The sequence below is a fragment of the Nonomuraea corallina genome, assembly GCF_027620315.1.
Taxonomy (GTDB): Bacteria; Actinomycetota; Actinomycetes; order Streptosporangiales; family Streptosporangiaceae; genus Nonomuraea; species Nonomuraea corallina.
On the sequence record NZ_JAPNNL010000197.1, the window covers coordinates 1 to 13,323 of the forward strand.

General features: G+C 67.0%; 13 protein-coding genes. All 13 read left to right on the top strand.

Annotated features, from left to right (window positions below; translation table 11 throughout):
- Positions 1-30 precede the first annotated feature (30 nt).
- Positions 31-3,906 carry a DNA-directed RNA polymerase subunit beta' gene (locus tag OUY22_RS31795; protein ID WP_270158948.1) on the top strand — a complete coding sequence of 1,292 codons (3,876 nt, stop codon included), beginning with the start codon at positions 31-33 and terminating at the stop codon, positions 3,904-3,906.
- Between the two features lie 518 nt (positions 3,907-4,424).
- Positions 4,425-4,799, top strand: coding sequence for a 30S ribosomal protein S12 (gene rpsL, locus OUY22_RS31800; RefSeq protein ID WP_020542315.1), 375 nt, complete (start codon positions 4,425-4,427; stop codon positions 4,797-4,799).
- A gap of 2 nt (positions 4,800-4,801) precedes the next feature.
- Complete coding sequence (gene rpsG / locus OUY22_RS31805; protein WP_055505082.1) at positions 4,802-5,272, top strand: 30S ribosomal protein S7; 471 nt, start codon at positions 4,802-4,804, stop codon at positions 5,270-5,272.
- Positions 5,273-5,362: 90 nt separating this feature from the next.
- Entirely contained in the window at positions 5,363-7,411 is a 2,049-nt protein-coding gene (fusA, locus tag OUY22_RS31810) for an elongation factor G (protein ID WP_408638234.1), read from the top strand.
- Positions 7,412-7,521: 110 nt separating this feature from the next.
- Positions 7,522-8,715, top strand: coding sequence for an elongation factor Tu (gene tuf, locus OUY22_RS31815; protein ID WP_270158950.1), 1,194 nt, complete (start codon positions 7,522-7,524; stop codon positions 8,713-8,715).
- 261 nt (positions 8,716-8,976) lie between these two features.
- Entirely contained in the window at positions 8,977-9,285 is a 309-nt protein-coding gene (gene rpsJ / locus OUY22_RS31820) for a 30S ribosomal protein S10 (protein ID WP_030912931.1), read from the top strand.
- Between the two features lie 14 nt (positions 9,286-9,299).
- Positions 9,300-9,953: a 50S ribosomal protein L3 gene (gene rplC / locus OUY22_RS31825; RefSeq protein ID WP_270158951.1), complete on the top strand. Its 654-nt coding sequence runs from the start codon at positions 9,300-9,302 to the stop codon at positions 9,951-9,953.
- A complete protein-coding gene (rplD, locus tag OUY22_RS31830) occupies positions 9,950-10,606 on the top strand; it encodes a 50S ribosomal protein L4 (RefSeq protein ID WP_270158952.1) in 657 nt (218 codons plus the stop codon). The genes rplC and rplD overlap by 4 nt, the downstream gene beginning before the upstream one ends.
- Positions 10,606-10,950, top strand: a complete 345-nt coding sequence (gene rplW / locus OUY22_RS31835; protein ID WP_408638233.1) for a 50S ribosomal protein L23 — start codon at positions 10,606-10,608, stop codon at positions 10,948-10,950. Before rplD ends, rplW begins: the two co-directional genes overlap by 1 nt.
- Before the next feature lie 222 nt (positions 10,951-11,172).
- Positions 11,173-12,006, top strand: coding sequence for a 50S ribosomal protein L2 (rplB, locus tag OUY22_RS31840; RefSeq protein ID WP_270158953.1), 834 nt, complete (start codon positions 11,173-11,175; stop codon positions 12,004-12,006).
- 11 nt (positions 12,007-12,017) lie between these two features.
- On the top strand, positions 12,018-12,296 hold the full coding sequence (rpsS, locus tag OUY22_RS31845; protein WP_030451498.1) for a 30S ribosomal protein S19: 279 nt from the start codon (positions 12,018-12,020) through the stop codon (positions 12,294-12,296).
- Positions 12,297-12,325: 29 nt separating this feature from the next.
- Positions 12,326-12,679, top strand: coding sequence for a 50S ribosomal protein L22 (rplV, locus tag OUY22_RS31850; RefSeq protein ID WP_020542306.1), 354 nt, complete (start codon positions 12,326-12,328; stop codon positions 12,677-12,679).
- Positions 12,679-13,323, top strand: a 645-nt coding sequence (gene rpsC / locus OUY22_RS31855) for a 30S ribosomal protein S3 (RefSeq protein WP_270158954.1), incomplete at its 3' end; no start/stop codon positions are given. The genes rplV and rpsC, both read left to right, overlap by 1 nt.

The following is a 13,323-nucleotide window of genomic DNA, read 5'->3' on the forward strand; positions in this document are numbered from 1 at the left end:
GGAAGAAGTCTGAGGGGGAGATCGCACATAATGCTGGACGTCAACTTCTTCGACGAGCTTCGGATCGGGCTGGCGACGGCCGACGACATCCGTCAGTGGTCGCACGGCGAGGTCAAGAAGCCCGAGACCATCAACTACCGCACCCTCAAGCCGGAGAAGGACGGGCTCTTCTGCGAGAAGATCTTCGGTCCGACCCGCGACTGGGAGTGCTACTGCGGCAAGTACAAGCGCGTCCGGTTCAAGGGCATCATCTGTGAGCGCTGCGGCGTCGAGGTGACCCGGGCCAAGGTGCGCCGTGAGCGGATGGGCCACATCGAGCTGGCCGCGCCCGTCACGCACATCTGGTACTTCAAGGGCGTCCCGTCGCGTCTGGGCTACCTGCTCGACCTGGCCCCGAAGGACCTGGAGAAGGTCATCTACTTCGCGGCCTACATGATCACGCAGGTCGACACCGAGATGCGTGAGCGTGACCTGCCCTCGCTGGAGGCGAAGATCTCCGTCGAGCGGCAGCACATCGAGCAGCGCCGCGACGCCGACGTCGAGGCCAGGCAGAAGAAGCTCGAGGGCGACCTGGCCGAGCTGGAGGCCGCCGGCGCCAAGGGCGACCAGCGCCGCAAGGTCCGTGAGGGCGCCGAGCGTGAGATGCGTCAGCTCCGCGACCGGGCCCAGCGTGAGCTGGACCGGCTCGAGGAGGTCTGGAGCAGGTTCAAGAACCTCAAGGTCCAGGACCTCGAGGGCGACGAGCTGCTCTACCGCGAGATGCGCGACCGCTTCGGCCGCTACTTCAAGGGCGGCATGGGCGCGCAGGCCATCCAGGACCGGCTCGCCAGCTTCGACCTCGACGCCGAGGCCGAGAACCTCCGCGAGACGATCCGCAGCGGCAAGGGCCAGAAGAAGGCCCGCGCCCTCAAGCGGCTCAAGGTGGTGTCGGCGTTCCTCAGCACCACCAACTCGCCGCGCGGCATGGTCCTCGACTGCATCCCGGTCATTCCGCCGGACCTGCGCCCGATGGTGCAGCTCGACGGTGGCCGGTTCGCGACCTCCGACCTGAACGACCTCTACCGCCGGGTCATCAACCGCAACAACCGCCTCAAGAGGCTTCTCGACCTCGGCGCCCCCGAGATCATCGTGAACAACGAGAAGCGGATGCTGCAGGAGGCCGTCGACGCGCTGTTCGACAACGGCCGTCGTGGCCGCCCGGTCACCGGTCCCGGCAACCGCCCGCTCAAGTCGCTCAGCGACATGCTCAAGGGCAAGCAGGGTCGTTTCCGTCAGAACCTCCTGGGCAAGCGCGTCGACTACTCGGGCCGTTCGGTCATCGTCGTCGGCCCGCAGCTCAAGCTCCACCAGTGCGGCCTGCCCAAGCAGATGGCGCTGGAGCTGTTCAAGCCGTTCGTGATGAAGAGGCTCGTGGACCTCAACCACGCGCAGAACATCAAGTCGGCCAAGCGGATGGTCGAGCGCGCCCGCCCCGTGGTGTGGGACGTGCTCGAAGAGGTCATCACCGAGCACCCGGTGCTGCTCAACCGCGCGCCCACGCTCCACCGTCTGGGCATCCAGGCGTTCGAGCCGCAGCTCGTGGAGGGCAAGGCCATCCAGATCCACCCGCTCGTCTGCACCGCGTTCAACGCGGACTTCGACGGCGACCAGATGGCCGTGCACCTGCCGCTGTCGGCTGAGGCCCAGGCCGAGGCGCGCATCCTGATGCTCTCGACCAACAACATCCTCAAGCCGGCCGACGGCAAGCCCGTCACGATGCCCACCCAGGACATGGTCATCGGCCTCTACTGGCTGACCACCATGAAGGAGGGCGCGACGGGTGAGGGCCGCGTGTTCGGCTCCGTGGCCGAGGCGCAGATGGCCTTCGACCGTGGCGAGCTGGAGATCCAGGCCAAGATCCAGATCCGGCTCAAGGACGTCCTGCCGCCGCGTGACTGGGTCGCGCCCGAGGGCTGGGAGCAGGGCGACCCGATCCGCCTGGAGACGACGTTCGGCCGCTGCCTGTTCAACCAGACGCTGCCGATGAGCTACCCGTTCGTCAACTTCCAGGTGGGCAAGAAGCAGCTGTCCACGATCGTGAACGAGCTGGCCGAGACCTACCCCAAGATCGAGGTCGCCAACTCGCTCGACGCGCTCAAGGACGCCGGCTTCCGCTGGGCGACCCGTTCCGGCGTCACGATCTCGATCGAGGACGTCGTCGCGCCGCCGAACAAGACCGAGATCATGGAGAACTACGAGCGCCGCGCCGACAAGGTGCAGCGTGAGTACGAGCGTGGTCTGATCACCGACGAGGAGCGCCGTCAGGAGCTCATCGAGATCTGGACCCACGCCACGGCCGACGTCGAGACCGACATGGTCAACGCCTTCCCGGCGACCAACCCGGTCTGGATGATGGTCAACTCCGGCGCCCGCGGTAACAAGATGCAGGTGCGTCAGATCGCCGGCATCCGCGGCCTGGTCTCCAACACCAAGGGTGAGACGATCCCGCGGCCGATCAAGGCCTCGTTCCGCGAGGGCCTGTCGGTGCTGGAGTACTTCATCTCCACCCACGGACAGCGGAAGGGTCTGGCCGACACCGCCCTGCGCACCGCCGACTCGGGTTACCTGACCCGTCGTCTGGTGGACGTGGCGCAGGACGTCATCGTCCGCGAGATCGACTGCGGCACCGACCGCGCCGTCCCGCTGGCCGTCGGCGAGCGCGACATGTCGGGCAACCTGGTCAAGGCCGAGAACGCCGAGTCCAACGTGCACGGCCGCATCCTGGCCGAGGACGTCGAGGTCGACGGCAAGGTCATCGTGGCCGCCGGCGTCGACATCAACGACACCCACGTCACCAAGCTGGTCGAGGCCGGCGTGGAGACGGTCCGCACCCGCAGCGCGCTCGTCTGCGAGGCGAAGATCGGTGTCTGCGCCACCTGCTACGGCCGCTCGCTGGCGACCGGCAAGCTGGTGGACGTCGGCGAGGCGGTCGGCATCATCGCCGCCCAGTCGATCGGTGAGCCCGGCACGCAGCTGACGATGCGTACCTTCCACACCGGTGGTGTGGCCGGCGCCGACATCACCCACGGTCTGCCCCGAGTCCAGGAGCTGTTCGAGGCGCGCATCCCCAAGGGTGTCGCCCCGATCTCCGAGGCGGAGGGCCGGGTCCGCATGGACGAGACCGACAAGTCGCGCAAGATCGTCATCGTCCCGGACGACGGCTCCGAGGAGATCGCCTACCCGGTGTCGATGCGGTCGCGGCTGCTCGTCTCCGAGGGCGAGCGGGTGAAGGTCGGCCAGCAGCTGGTGGCCGGCGCGGTCAACCCGAACGAGGTGCTGCGCATCCTCGGCCCGCGGGCCGTGCAGCTCCACCTGGTGGCCGAGGTCCAGCAGGTGTACCGCTCGCAGGGTGTGTCGATCCACGACAAGCACATCGAGATCATCGTGCGGCAGATGCTCAAGCGCGTGAACGTGCTCGAGTCCGGTGACACCGACCTGCTGCCCGGCGAGCTCGTCGAGCGGCCGCGGTTCGAGCAGCTCAACCGCGAGACCGTCGCCGAGGGCGGCGGCCCGGCGGCCGGACGCCCGGTGCTCATGGGCATCACCAAGGCGTCGCTGGCCACCGAGTCCTGGCTGTCGGCGGCCTCCTTCCAGGAGACCACCAGGGTCCTGACGGACGCGGCGATCCACGCCAAGTCCGACTCGCTCCTGGGCCTGAAGGAGAACGTCATCATCGGCAAGCTCATCCCGGCCGGCACGGGCATGCCCCAGTACCGCAACATCCGGGTCGAGCCGACCGAGGAGGCCAAGGCCGCCATGTACACCGTGGGCGGCTACGACGGCTCCGCGGCCGACTACACGTTCGGCACCGGCAGCGGCGAGGCCGTCCCGCTGGAGGAGTACGACTTCGGTCAGTACAACCGGTAGACAGTGCGCGGCGAGCGCCCGGGTTCCTCGAAGGAGGGCCCGGGCGCTCGCTCGTCCCGGCCCTGGTCCGCTGTCCTCCGCGCCGGGAGAGTTCCGCGTACGGGGGAGCGCGGAGACGTCGTCACCTCGTCGGGCGATGTTCTTGGTATGTCGGCGGCGGTGCGGATCTGGCTATATCATGAGGCGCGAGCAGTAGCCGGGCCTTCGGTGGAGGGGCCGCGCGACACCCGGAGCGAGATGGCTTACGAGCTTTGTCGCGCCGTTTTGACGTGTCGCGGGGTCCTGGTAACCTAGACCATCGTGCCCGTAGTTTGCGGGCTCTCGATCGTGCGCTCTTTCACGGTAGCGCAGGTCGGCTTCCTCGCTCGTGGTCCTCGCGGACGTGTCAGTGCGAACAGCGCGCGACACGCCCGAGCGCGGGGGCGCGGAGACAAGGACAATGCGCAGGTCATGACACCGGCAGAACCTGCGCATTGCACAACTGACGTAACACCGGCCAGGCACGAAACGGAGTGGCAGTGCCCACTATTCAGCAGTTGGTCCGCAAGGGCCGGCAGGACAAGGTCTCCAAGACCAAGACTCCTGCCCTCAAGGGGAGTCCGCAGCGGCGTGGCGTCTGCCAGCGCGTCTACACCACGACTCCGAAGAAGCCCAACTCGGCACTGCGCAAGGTGGCCCGTGTGCGGCTCACCAACGGGATCGAGGTCACGGCCTACATCCCCGGTGTGGGTCACAACCTGCAGGAGCACTCCATCGTGCTCGTGCGTGGCGGTCGTGTGAAGGACCTGCCGGGTGTTCGCTACAAGATCATCCGCGGTTCGCTGGACACCCAGGGTGTCCGCAACCGCAAGCAGGCCCGTAGCCGTTACGGCGCGAAGAAGGAGAAGAGCTAACTATGCCTCGCAAGGGTTCTCCTGGCCGCCGTCAGCTCATGGCTGACCCGGTCTACAGTTCGCCGCTGGTCACCGCTCTGATCAACAAGGTGCTCCTGGACGGCAAGCGCTCCATCGCGCAGTCGATCGTCTACGGCGCCCTGGAGGGCTGCAGGGACAAGACGGGCAACGACCCGGTCGTCACCCTCAAGCGCGCGCTCGACAACGTCAAGCCGACCCTCGAGGTCCGCAGCCGCCGCGTCGGTGGCGCGACCTACCAGGTGCCGGTCGAGGTGCGCGCGGCGCGCAGCACCACCCTGGCGCTGCGCTGGCTGGTGCAGTACTCCCGCGCCCGCCGCGAGAAGACCATGACCGAGCGCCTCATGAACGAGCTCCTCGACGCCAGCAACGGCCTCGGGGCGAGCGTGAAGAAGCGCGAGGACACCCACAAGATGGCCGAGTCCAACAAGGCCTTCGCCCACTACCGCTGGTAACCCCGGCGGGTTCGACGAGACGACGAGGACGCGAAGAAAGTGGCCACCACGACCGCACTTGACCTGGCCAAGGTCCGCAACATCGGGATCATGGCCCATATCGACGCGGGCAAGACCACCACGACCGAGCGCATCCTGTTCTACACCGGCATCAACTACAAGATCGGTGAGGTCCACGAGGGCGCTGCCACGATGGACTGGATGGAGCAGGAGCAGGAGCGCGGCATCACCATCACGTCCGCCGCGACCACCTGCAGCTGGGACGGTCACACGATCAACATCATCGACACCCCGGGCCACGTCGACTTCACCATCGAGGTGGAGAGGTCGCTGCGTGTCCTCGACGGCGCTGTCGCCGTGTTCGACGGTGTCGCGGGTGTCGAGCCCCAGTCGGAGACGGTGTGGCGTCAGGCTGACGGCTACAACGTCCCCCGCATCTGCTTCGTGAACAAGATGGACCGCGTCGGCGCGGAGTTCCACCGCTGCGTCGACATGATGATCAGCAGGCTGGCGGCCACGCCGGCCGTCGTCCAGCTCCCGTGGGGCGTCGAGGCCGACTTCAAGGGCGTCATCGACCTCATCAGGATGAAGGGGCTCCTCTGGAGCGCCGAGGCGGCCAAGGGCGAGATGTACGACGTCGTCGACATCCCGGCCGACCACGTCGAGGCCGCTCGTGAGTGGCGCGACCGCCTCATCGAGACGGTCGCCGAGAACGACGACGAGCTGATGGAGCTCTTCCTGGAGGGCACCGAGCCCACCGAGGAGCAGCTGGTCGCGGCCCTGCGCAGGGCCACGCTGGCGAGCGCCGTCAACCCGGTGCTGTGCGGCACGGCGTTCAAGAACAAGGGCGTTCAGCCCCTGCTCGACGCCATCGTCGCCTATCTCCCGGCGCCGACCGACATCCCGGCCATCAAGGGCCACGCGGTCGGCGACGAGAACACCGCGGTCGAGCGGCAGCCCGACCCGCAGGCGCCGTTCTCGGCGCTGGCCTTCAAGATCGCCAGCGACCCGCACCTGGGCAAGATCACCTACATCCGCATCTACTCGGGCACGCTCGAGGCCGGTTCACAGGTCGTCAACTCTGTGAAGGGCAAGAAGGAGCGGATCGGCAAGATCTACCAGATGCACGCCAACAAGCGCGAGGAGCGCCCGTCGGCGATCGCCGGTCAGATCGTCGCCGTGATGGGTCTCAAGGACACCACCACCGGTGACACCCTGTCCGACCCGGCCAAGCAGGTCGTGCTCGAGTCCATGACGTTCCCGGCTCCGGTCATCAACGTCGCGATCGAGCCCAAGACCAAGGGCGACCAGGAGAAGCTCTCGACCGCGATCCAGCGGCTGGCCGAGGAGGACCCGTCCTTCCAGGTCCGCCGTGACGAGGAGACCGGTCAGACGGTCATCTGGGGCATGGGCGAACTCCACCTGGAGATCCTCGTCGACCGGATGCGCCGCGAGTTCAAGGTCGAGGCGAACGTCGGTCGTCCGCAGGTCGCCTACCGTGAGACCATTCGCCGCAAGGTGGAGAAGGTCGACTACACCCACAAGAAGCAGACCGGTGGTTCGGGTCAGTTCGCGCGGGTGATCATCGACCTGGAGCCGCTGGGCGAGGGCAACGACGGCTACGAGTTCGAGAACAAGGTCACGGGTGGTCGCGTGCCGCGGGAGTACATCCCGTCGGTCGACGCGGGCGCCCAGGAGGCCGCCGAGTTCGGCGTGCTGGCCGGCTACCCGATGGTGGGCGTGAAGGTGACGCTCCAGGACGGTGCCGCGCACGACGTCGACTCCTCGGAGATGGCGTTCAAGATCGCCGGCTCGATGGCCTTCAAGGAGGCCGCGCGCAAGGCTGACGCCGTGCTCCTCGAGCCGATGATGGCCGTCGAGGTCACCACGCCCGAGGACTACATGGGTGACGTCATCGGCGACCTCAACGGTCGCCGGGGGCAGATCCAGGCGATGGACGAGCGGGCCGGCGCCCGTGTCGTCAAGGCGCTCGTACCGCTGTCTGAGATGTTCGGCTACGTGGGTGACCTGCGTAGCAAGACGCAGGGGCGGGCGAGCTACAGCATGCAGTTCGACTCCTACTCGGAGGTGCCCCCGGGCATCGCCAAGGAGATCGTCGCGAAGGCCCGGGGCGAATAGTTCCCGGTCCCTGGCGGGACGGTGCGAGCCGTCCCGCCGCCTAGGGGTTCGGGATCACCCGGGCCCGAGTGTGCAGACGAAAGTCAGTCAGATTCTCAAGGAGAGAACCAGTGGGCAAGGCCAAGTTCGAGCGGACAAAGCCGCACATGAACATCGGCACCATTGGGCATATCGACCACGGTAAGACCACACTGACCGCGGCGATCACCAAGGTGCTCCACGACCGTTTCCCCGAGCTCAACGCGGCGACGCCGTTCGACAAGATCGACAAGGCGCCGGAGGAGAAGGCCCGCGGCATCACGATCTCCATCTCGCACGTCGAGTACCAGACCGACAAGCGCCACTACGCCCACGTGGACTGCCCCGGTCACGCCGACTACGTGAAGAACATGATCACCGGTGCCGCTCAGATGGACGGCGCCATCCTCGTGGTCGCCGCCACCGACGGCCCGATGCCGCAGACGAAGGAGCACGTCCTCCTGGCCCGCCAGGTCGGCGTCCCCTACATCGTCGTGGCCCTCAACAAGGCCGACATGGTCGACGACGAGGAGATCCTGGAGCTCGTCGAGCTCGAGGTCCGCGAGCTCCTGTCCGCGCAGGAGTTCCCCGGCGACGACCTGCCCGTGGTGCGCGTCTCCGCTCTCAAGGCCCTGGAGGGCGACGAGAAGTGGGCCGACAGCATCATCGAGCTGATGAACGCCGTCGACGAGAACGTGCCCGAGCCGCCGCGTGAGACGGAGAAGCCGTTCCTCATGCCGGTCGAGGACGTGTTCTCGATCACCGGCCGCGGCACCGTCGTCACCGGCCGGATCGAGCGCGGTGTCGTCAAGGTCAACGAGCAGGTCGACATCATCGGCATCAAGCCGGAGAAGACGACCACCACCGTCACCAGCATCGAGATGTTCAACAAGATGCTCGACACCGGTGAGGCCGGCGACAACGCCGCCCTGCTGCTCCGCGGCATCAAGCGCGACGAGGTCGAGCGCGGCCAGTGCATCATCAAGCCGGGCACGACCACCCCGCACACCGAGTTCGAGGGCCAGGTCTACATCCTGTCCAAGGACGAGGGCGGCCGCCACACGCCGTTCTTCAACAACTACCGCCCGCAGTTCTACTTCCGTACGACGGACGTGACCGGCGTGGTGAACCTCCCCGAGGGCACCGAGATGGTCATGCCGGGCGACAACACCGAGATGCGCGTTGAGCTGATCCAGCCCATCGCCATGGAGGAAGGCCTCAAGTTCGCGATCCGTGAGGGTGGCCGCACCGTCGGCGCCGGCCGGGTCACGAAGATCCTCAAGTAGTTCGACCGCGGGGCGGCGGTCGGCCCCCGGAAGGGGCCGGCCGCCGTACCACGAACGGGGCGGTCCGCCGCGAGGCGGGCCGGTCCGGGCGCCACGGAAAGCCGTGATCCAGCAGTCACTTCGGGACAAGGACCGAAGTCACTGCCGGATCACGGAAGAAAAGACAGATCGAAAGCGTCTGTCACGTGGGGCCACGCACCCACCAGCGGCACAAGCCGCACGATACTTTTTCTGACGACAGCGAAGGACACCGAGGCCACTATGGCGGGACAGAAGATCCGCATCCGGCTTAAGGCCTATGACCACGAGGTCATCGACGTTTCGGCCAAAAAGATCGTCGAGACGGTGACGCGGACTGGCGCGAAGGTCGCGGGCCCGGTGCCGCTGCCGACCGAGAAGAACGTGTACTGCGTCATCCGCTCGCCGCACAAGTACAAGGACAGCCGCGAGCACTTCGAGATGCGCACGCACAAGCGGTTGATTGACATCATCGACCCGACGCCCAAGACCGTCGACTCGCTCATGCGGCTCGACCTCCCCGCGGGCGTCGACATTTCGATCAAGCTCTGAGGGAACGCACTGACATGGCTAAGACGATCAAGGGCGTCCTGGGCAAGAAGCTCGGCATGACCCAGGTCTTCGACGCGGACAACCGGCTCGTACCGGTGACCGTGGTCGAGGCCGGTCCGTGCGTGGTGACCCGCGTCCGCACTCCCGAGAAGGACGGCTACTCCGCCATCCAGCTCGGCTTCGGGCAGGTCGACCCCCGGAAGGTCAACAAGCCGCTCGGCGACTACCTGCGTAAGCACGACATCACCCCGCGCCGTTACTTCGCGGAGATCCGCACCGACGACGCGAGCGACTACACGCTCGGCCAGGAGCTGCTGGCCGACACCTTCGAAGCCGGCCAGTTCGTCGACGTGACGGGCAAGAGCAAGGGCAAGGGCTTCGCGGGCGTCATGAAGCGGCACGGCTTCGGTGGTCTGGGCGCGTCGCACGGTACGCAGCGCAAGCACAGGTCGCCGGGTTCCATCGGTGGCTGCGCCACCCCGGGCCGCGTATTCAAGGGCCTGCGCATGGCCGGGCGGATGGGCAACGTCCGCACGACTGTGCAGAGCCTCAAGGTTCACGCCGTGGACGCCGAGAAGGGTCTCATCCTGATCAAGGGTGCGATTCCCGGCGCCAACGGCAGCCTGGTCCTCGTCCGCACCGCTGCCAAGAAGGGGGCCGCGAAGTGACCAGCATCGACGTGCTCGACGCGAGCGGCGCCAAGACCGGCACCGTCGAGCTTCCTGACGACATCTTCGGCGCGAAGGTCAACATCCCGCTGATCCACCAGGTCGTGGTGGCGCAGCAGGCGGCGCGCCGGCAGGGCACTCACAAGACCAAGACCCGCGGTGAGGTCTCCGGTGGCGGCAAGAAGCCGTACCGGCAGAAGGGCACCGGCCGGGCCCGTCAGGGCTCGACCCGTGCGCCGCAGTTCGCCGGCGGTGGCGTCGTCCACGGCCCGGTGCCGCGCGACTACTCGCAGCGGACGCCCAAGAAGATGAAGGCCGCCGCGCTGCGCGGCGCCCTGTCCGACAGGGCCGCCGCGGGCGTCGTGCACGTGGTGAGCGGCCTGGTCAGCGGCGAGACGCCGAAGACCAGGGCGGCCCTGCAGGCGCTGCGCGCCGTCACGCAGGCCAAGTCCGTGCTGCTCGTGGTGGACGAGGCGGACGAGCTGACCTGGATGAGCCTGCGCAACGCGCCGGAGGTCCACCTGCTGGACTCCGGGCAGCTCAACACCTACGACGTGCTCTGCAACGACGCCGTGGTCTTCACGCGCGAGGCGTACGACCAGGTCGTGGCCCGGTTGTCTGCGGGCGCTCGCACTGAGAAGGAAGACGCCTGATGGACAACACCGCTCAGCCGGTCGTCCGTAAGAAGACGACCATGGCGCGGATCACCGACCCGCGCGACGTCATCATCAAGCCGGTGGTCTCCGAGAAGAGCTACGGGCTGATCGACGAGAACAACAAGTACACGTTCCTGGTGCGGAACACCGCGAACAAGACGCAGATCAAGATCGCGGTGGAGAAGATCTTCGGGGTCAAGGTCACCGGGGTGAACACGATCAACCGGCAGGGCAAGCGCAAGCGGACCCGGACCGGTTTCGGCAAGCGTCCCGACACCAAGCGCGCGATCGTGAGCTTGGCCGAGGGCGATCGGATCGACATCTTCGGTCAGATCGGTTGATCGCCTAGGGCTTCGCCCTGGCGATCAACCCCGCGGGGGGCGTGCCCCCCTTGGGTCGCCTTCGGCGACAAAGGCGAGGCGCTGCGCACGAATCGTCCATTCGAAACCTTCGGTTTCTCATCAAAGCCTGGCGGCTTTGAGGGGATACGCGTGGGGCCGGATGACAGATGAATGAGAGATCCAGTTCTCTAACTGGGTTCTGACGAAGGATGAACGAAAAAGATGGGCATCCGTAAGTACAAGCCGACGACTCCCGGTCGTCGCGGGGCGAGTGTCTCGGACTTCTCCGAGATCACCCGCAGCACGCCGGAGAAGTCGCTGCTTGCACCCCTTCACGGCAAGGGCGGCCGCAACGTACACGGCCGGGTCACCGCTCGCCACCAGGGCGGCGGTCACAAGCGCGCCTACCGGATCATCGACTTCCGTAGGCATGACAAGGACGGCATTCCGGCCAAGGTCGCTCACATCGAGTACGACCCCAACCGCACCGCCAACATCGCACTGCTGCACTACGCCGACGGCGAGAAGCGCTACATCATCGCGCCGACCGGCCTCAAGCAGGGCGACCGCATCGAGAACGGCCCCGCGGCCGACATCAAGCCGGGCAACTGCCTGCCGCTGCGCAACATCCCGACCGGTACCTTCATCCACGCGGTGGAGCTCCGTCCGGGCGGCGGCGCCAAGCTCGGCCGCTCCGCGGGCGCGCAGATCCAGCTGCTCGCCAAGGAGGGCCAGTACGCCACGCTGCGTATGCCCTCGGGCGAGATGCGCATGGTCGACGTGCGCTGCCGCGCGTCGGTCGGTCAGGTCGGCAACGCCGAGCAGGCCAACATCAACTGGGGCAAGGCCGGCCGCATGCGGTGGAAGGGCAAGCGCCCGACCGTCCGCGGCGTCGCCATGAACCCGGTCGACCACCCGCATGGTGGTGGTGAGGGCAAGACCTCCGGTGGTCGCCACCCGGTGAACCCGAAGGGCAAGCCCGAGGGCCGCACCCGCCAGCCCAACAAGGCCAGCGACCGCCTGATCATTCGCCGGCGTAGCAAGAAGAAGCGGTAGGAGCAGCCAGAATGCCACGTAGCCTTAAGAAGGGTCCCTTCGTCGACGATCACCTTCAGAAGAAGGTGGACGCGCAGAACGAGAAGGGCACCAAGAACGTCATCAAGACGTGGTCGCGGCGCTCCATGATCGTTCCCGACATGCTCGGGCACACGATCGCCGTGCACGACGGCCGCAAGCACGTCCCGGTGTTCGTCACCGAGTCGATGATCGGCCACAAGCTCGGAGAGTTCGCCCCGACGCGGACCTTCCGCAGCCACGTCAAGGAAGACCGCCGCAGCCGGCGATAGACAGCCTTCAGAAGTAAGAGGAGTAAGCGATGGAAGCCAGGGCTCAGGCGCGGTTCGTCCGCGTCACGCCCCAGAAGGCCCGCCGTGTGGTGGACCTTATTCGCGGGCTGCCCGCTTCGGAGGCGCAGGCCGTGCTGCAGTTCGCTCCCCAGTCGGCGAGCGAGCCGATCTACAAGGTGCTCTCGAGCGCGATGGCGAACGCCGAGCACAACTTCGATCTCGACCCTCAGACGCTGGTCGTCAGCCGCGCCTGGGTCGACGAGGGCCCGACGCTGAAGCGGTTCCGTCCGCGTGCTCAGGGTCGTGCCTATCGGATCAACAAGCGGACGAGCCACATCACCGTGATCGTGGAGTCCCGCGAGCCGAAGGGAAGGACCCGATAGTGGGCCAGAAGGTTAACCCGCACGGGTTCCGCCTCGGCATCACGACCGACTTCAAGAGCCGGTGGTACGCCGACAAGCTGTACAAGTCGTACGTCGCCGAGGACGTGGCGATCCGTCGCATGCTGCAGAAGGGCATGGAGCGGGCCGGCATCTCCAAGGTGGAGATCGAGCGTACGACCGACCGCGTCCAGGTCGACATCCACACCGCGCGTCCGGGCATCGTCATCGGCCGTCGCGGCGCGGAGGCCGACCGCATCCGCGGCGACCTGGAGAAGCTGACCAAGAAGCAGGTCCAGCTCAACATCCTCGAGGTGAAGAACCCCGAGATCGACGCCCAGCTCGTCGCGCAGGGCGTGGCCGAGCAGCTCTCCAGCCGCGTCTCGTTCCGGCGTGCCATGCGCAAGGCCATGCAGTCGGCCATGAAGAGCGGCGCCAAGGGCATCCGGGTGCAGTGCTCGGGCCGTCTCGGCGGCGCTGAGATGTCGAGGTCGGAGTTCTACCGCGAGGGCCGGGTGCCGCTGCACACGCTCCGCGCGGACATCGACTACGGCTTCTACGAGGCCCGTACCACCTTCGGCCGGATCGGCGTGAAGGTGTGGATCTACAAGGGTGAGGCGGCGACCAGCCGCGCCGAGCGTGAGGCC

Bases quoted from the DNA above. Each gene is read 5' to 3' on its own strand.
- OUY22_RS31795 (WP_270158948.1), top strand. From the start codon at position 31: ATGCTGGACGTCAACTTCTTCGACGAGCTTCGGATCGGGCTGGCGACG.
- rpsG (WP_055505082.1), top strand. From the start codon at position 4,802: ATGCCTCGCAAGGGTTCTCCTGGCCGCCGTCAGCTCATGGCTGACCCG.
- fusA (WP_408638234.1), top strand. From the start codon at position 5,363: ATGGCCCATATCGACGCGGGCAAGACCACCACGACCGAGCGCATCCTG.
- rpsJ (WP_030912931.1), top strand. From the start codon at position 8,977: ATGGCGGGACAGAAGATCCGCATCCGGCTTAAGGCCTATGACCACGAG.
- rplC (WP_270158951.1), top strand. From the start codon at position 9,300: ATGGCTAAGACGATCAAGGGCGTCCTGGGCAAGAAGCTCGGCATGACC.
- rplW (WP_408638233.1), top strand. From the start codon at position 10,606: ATGGACAACACCGCTCAGCCGGTCGTCCGTAAGAAGACGACCATGGCG.
- rplB (WP_270158953.1), top strand. From the start codon at position 11,173: ATGGGCATCCGTAAGTACAAGCCGACGACTCCCGGTCGTCGCGGGGCG.
- rpsS (WP_030451498.1), top strand. From the start codon at position 12,018: ATGCCACGTAGCCTTAAGAAGGGTCCCTTCGTCGACGATCACCTTCAG.
- rplV (WP_020542306.1), top strand. From the start codon at position 12,326: ATGGAAGCCAGGGCTCAGGCGCGGTTCGTCCGCGTCACGCCCCAGAAG.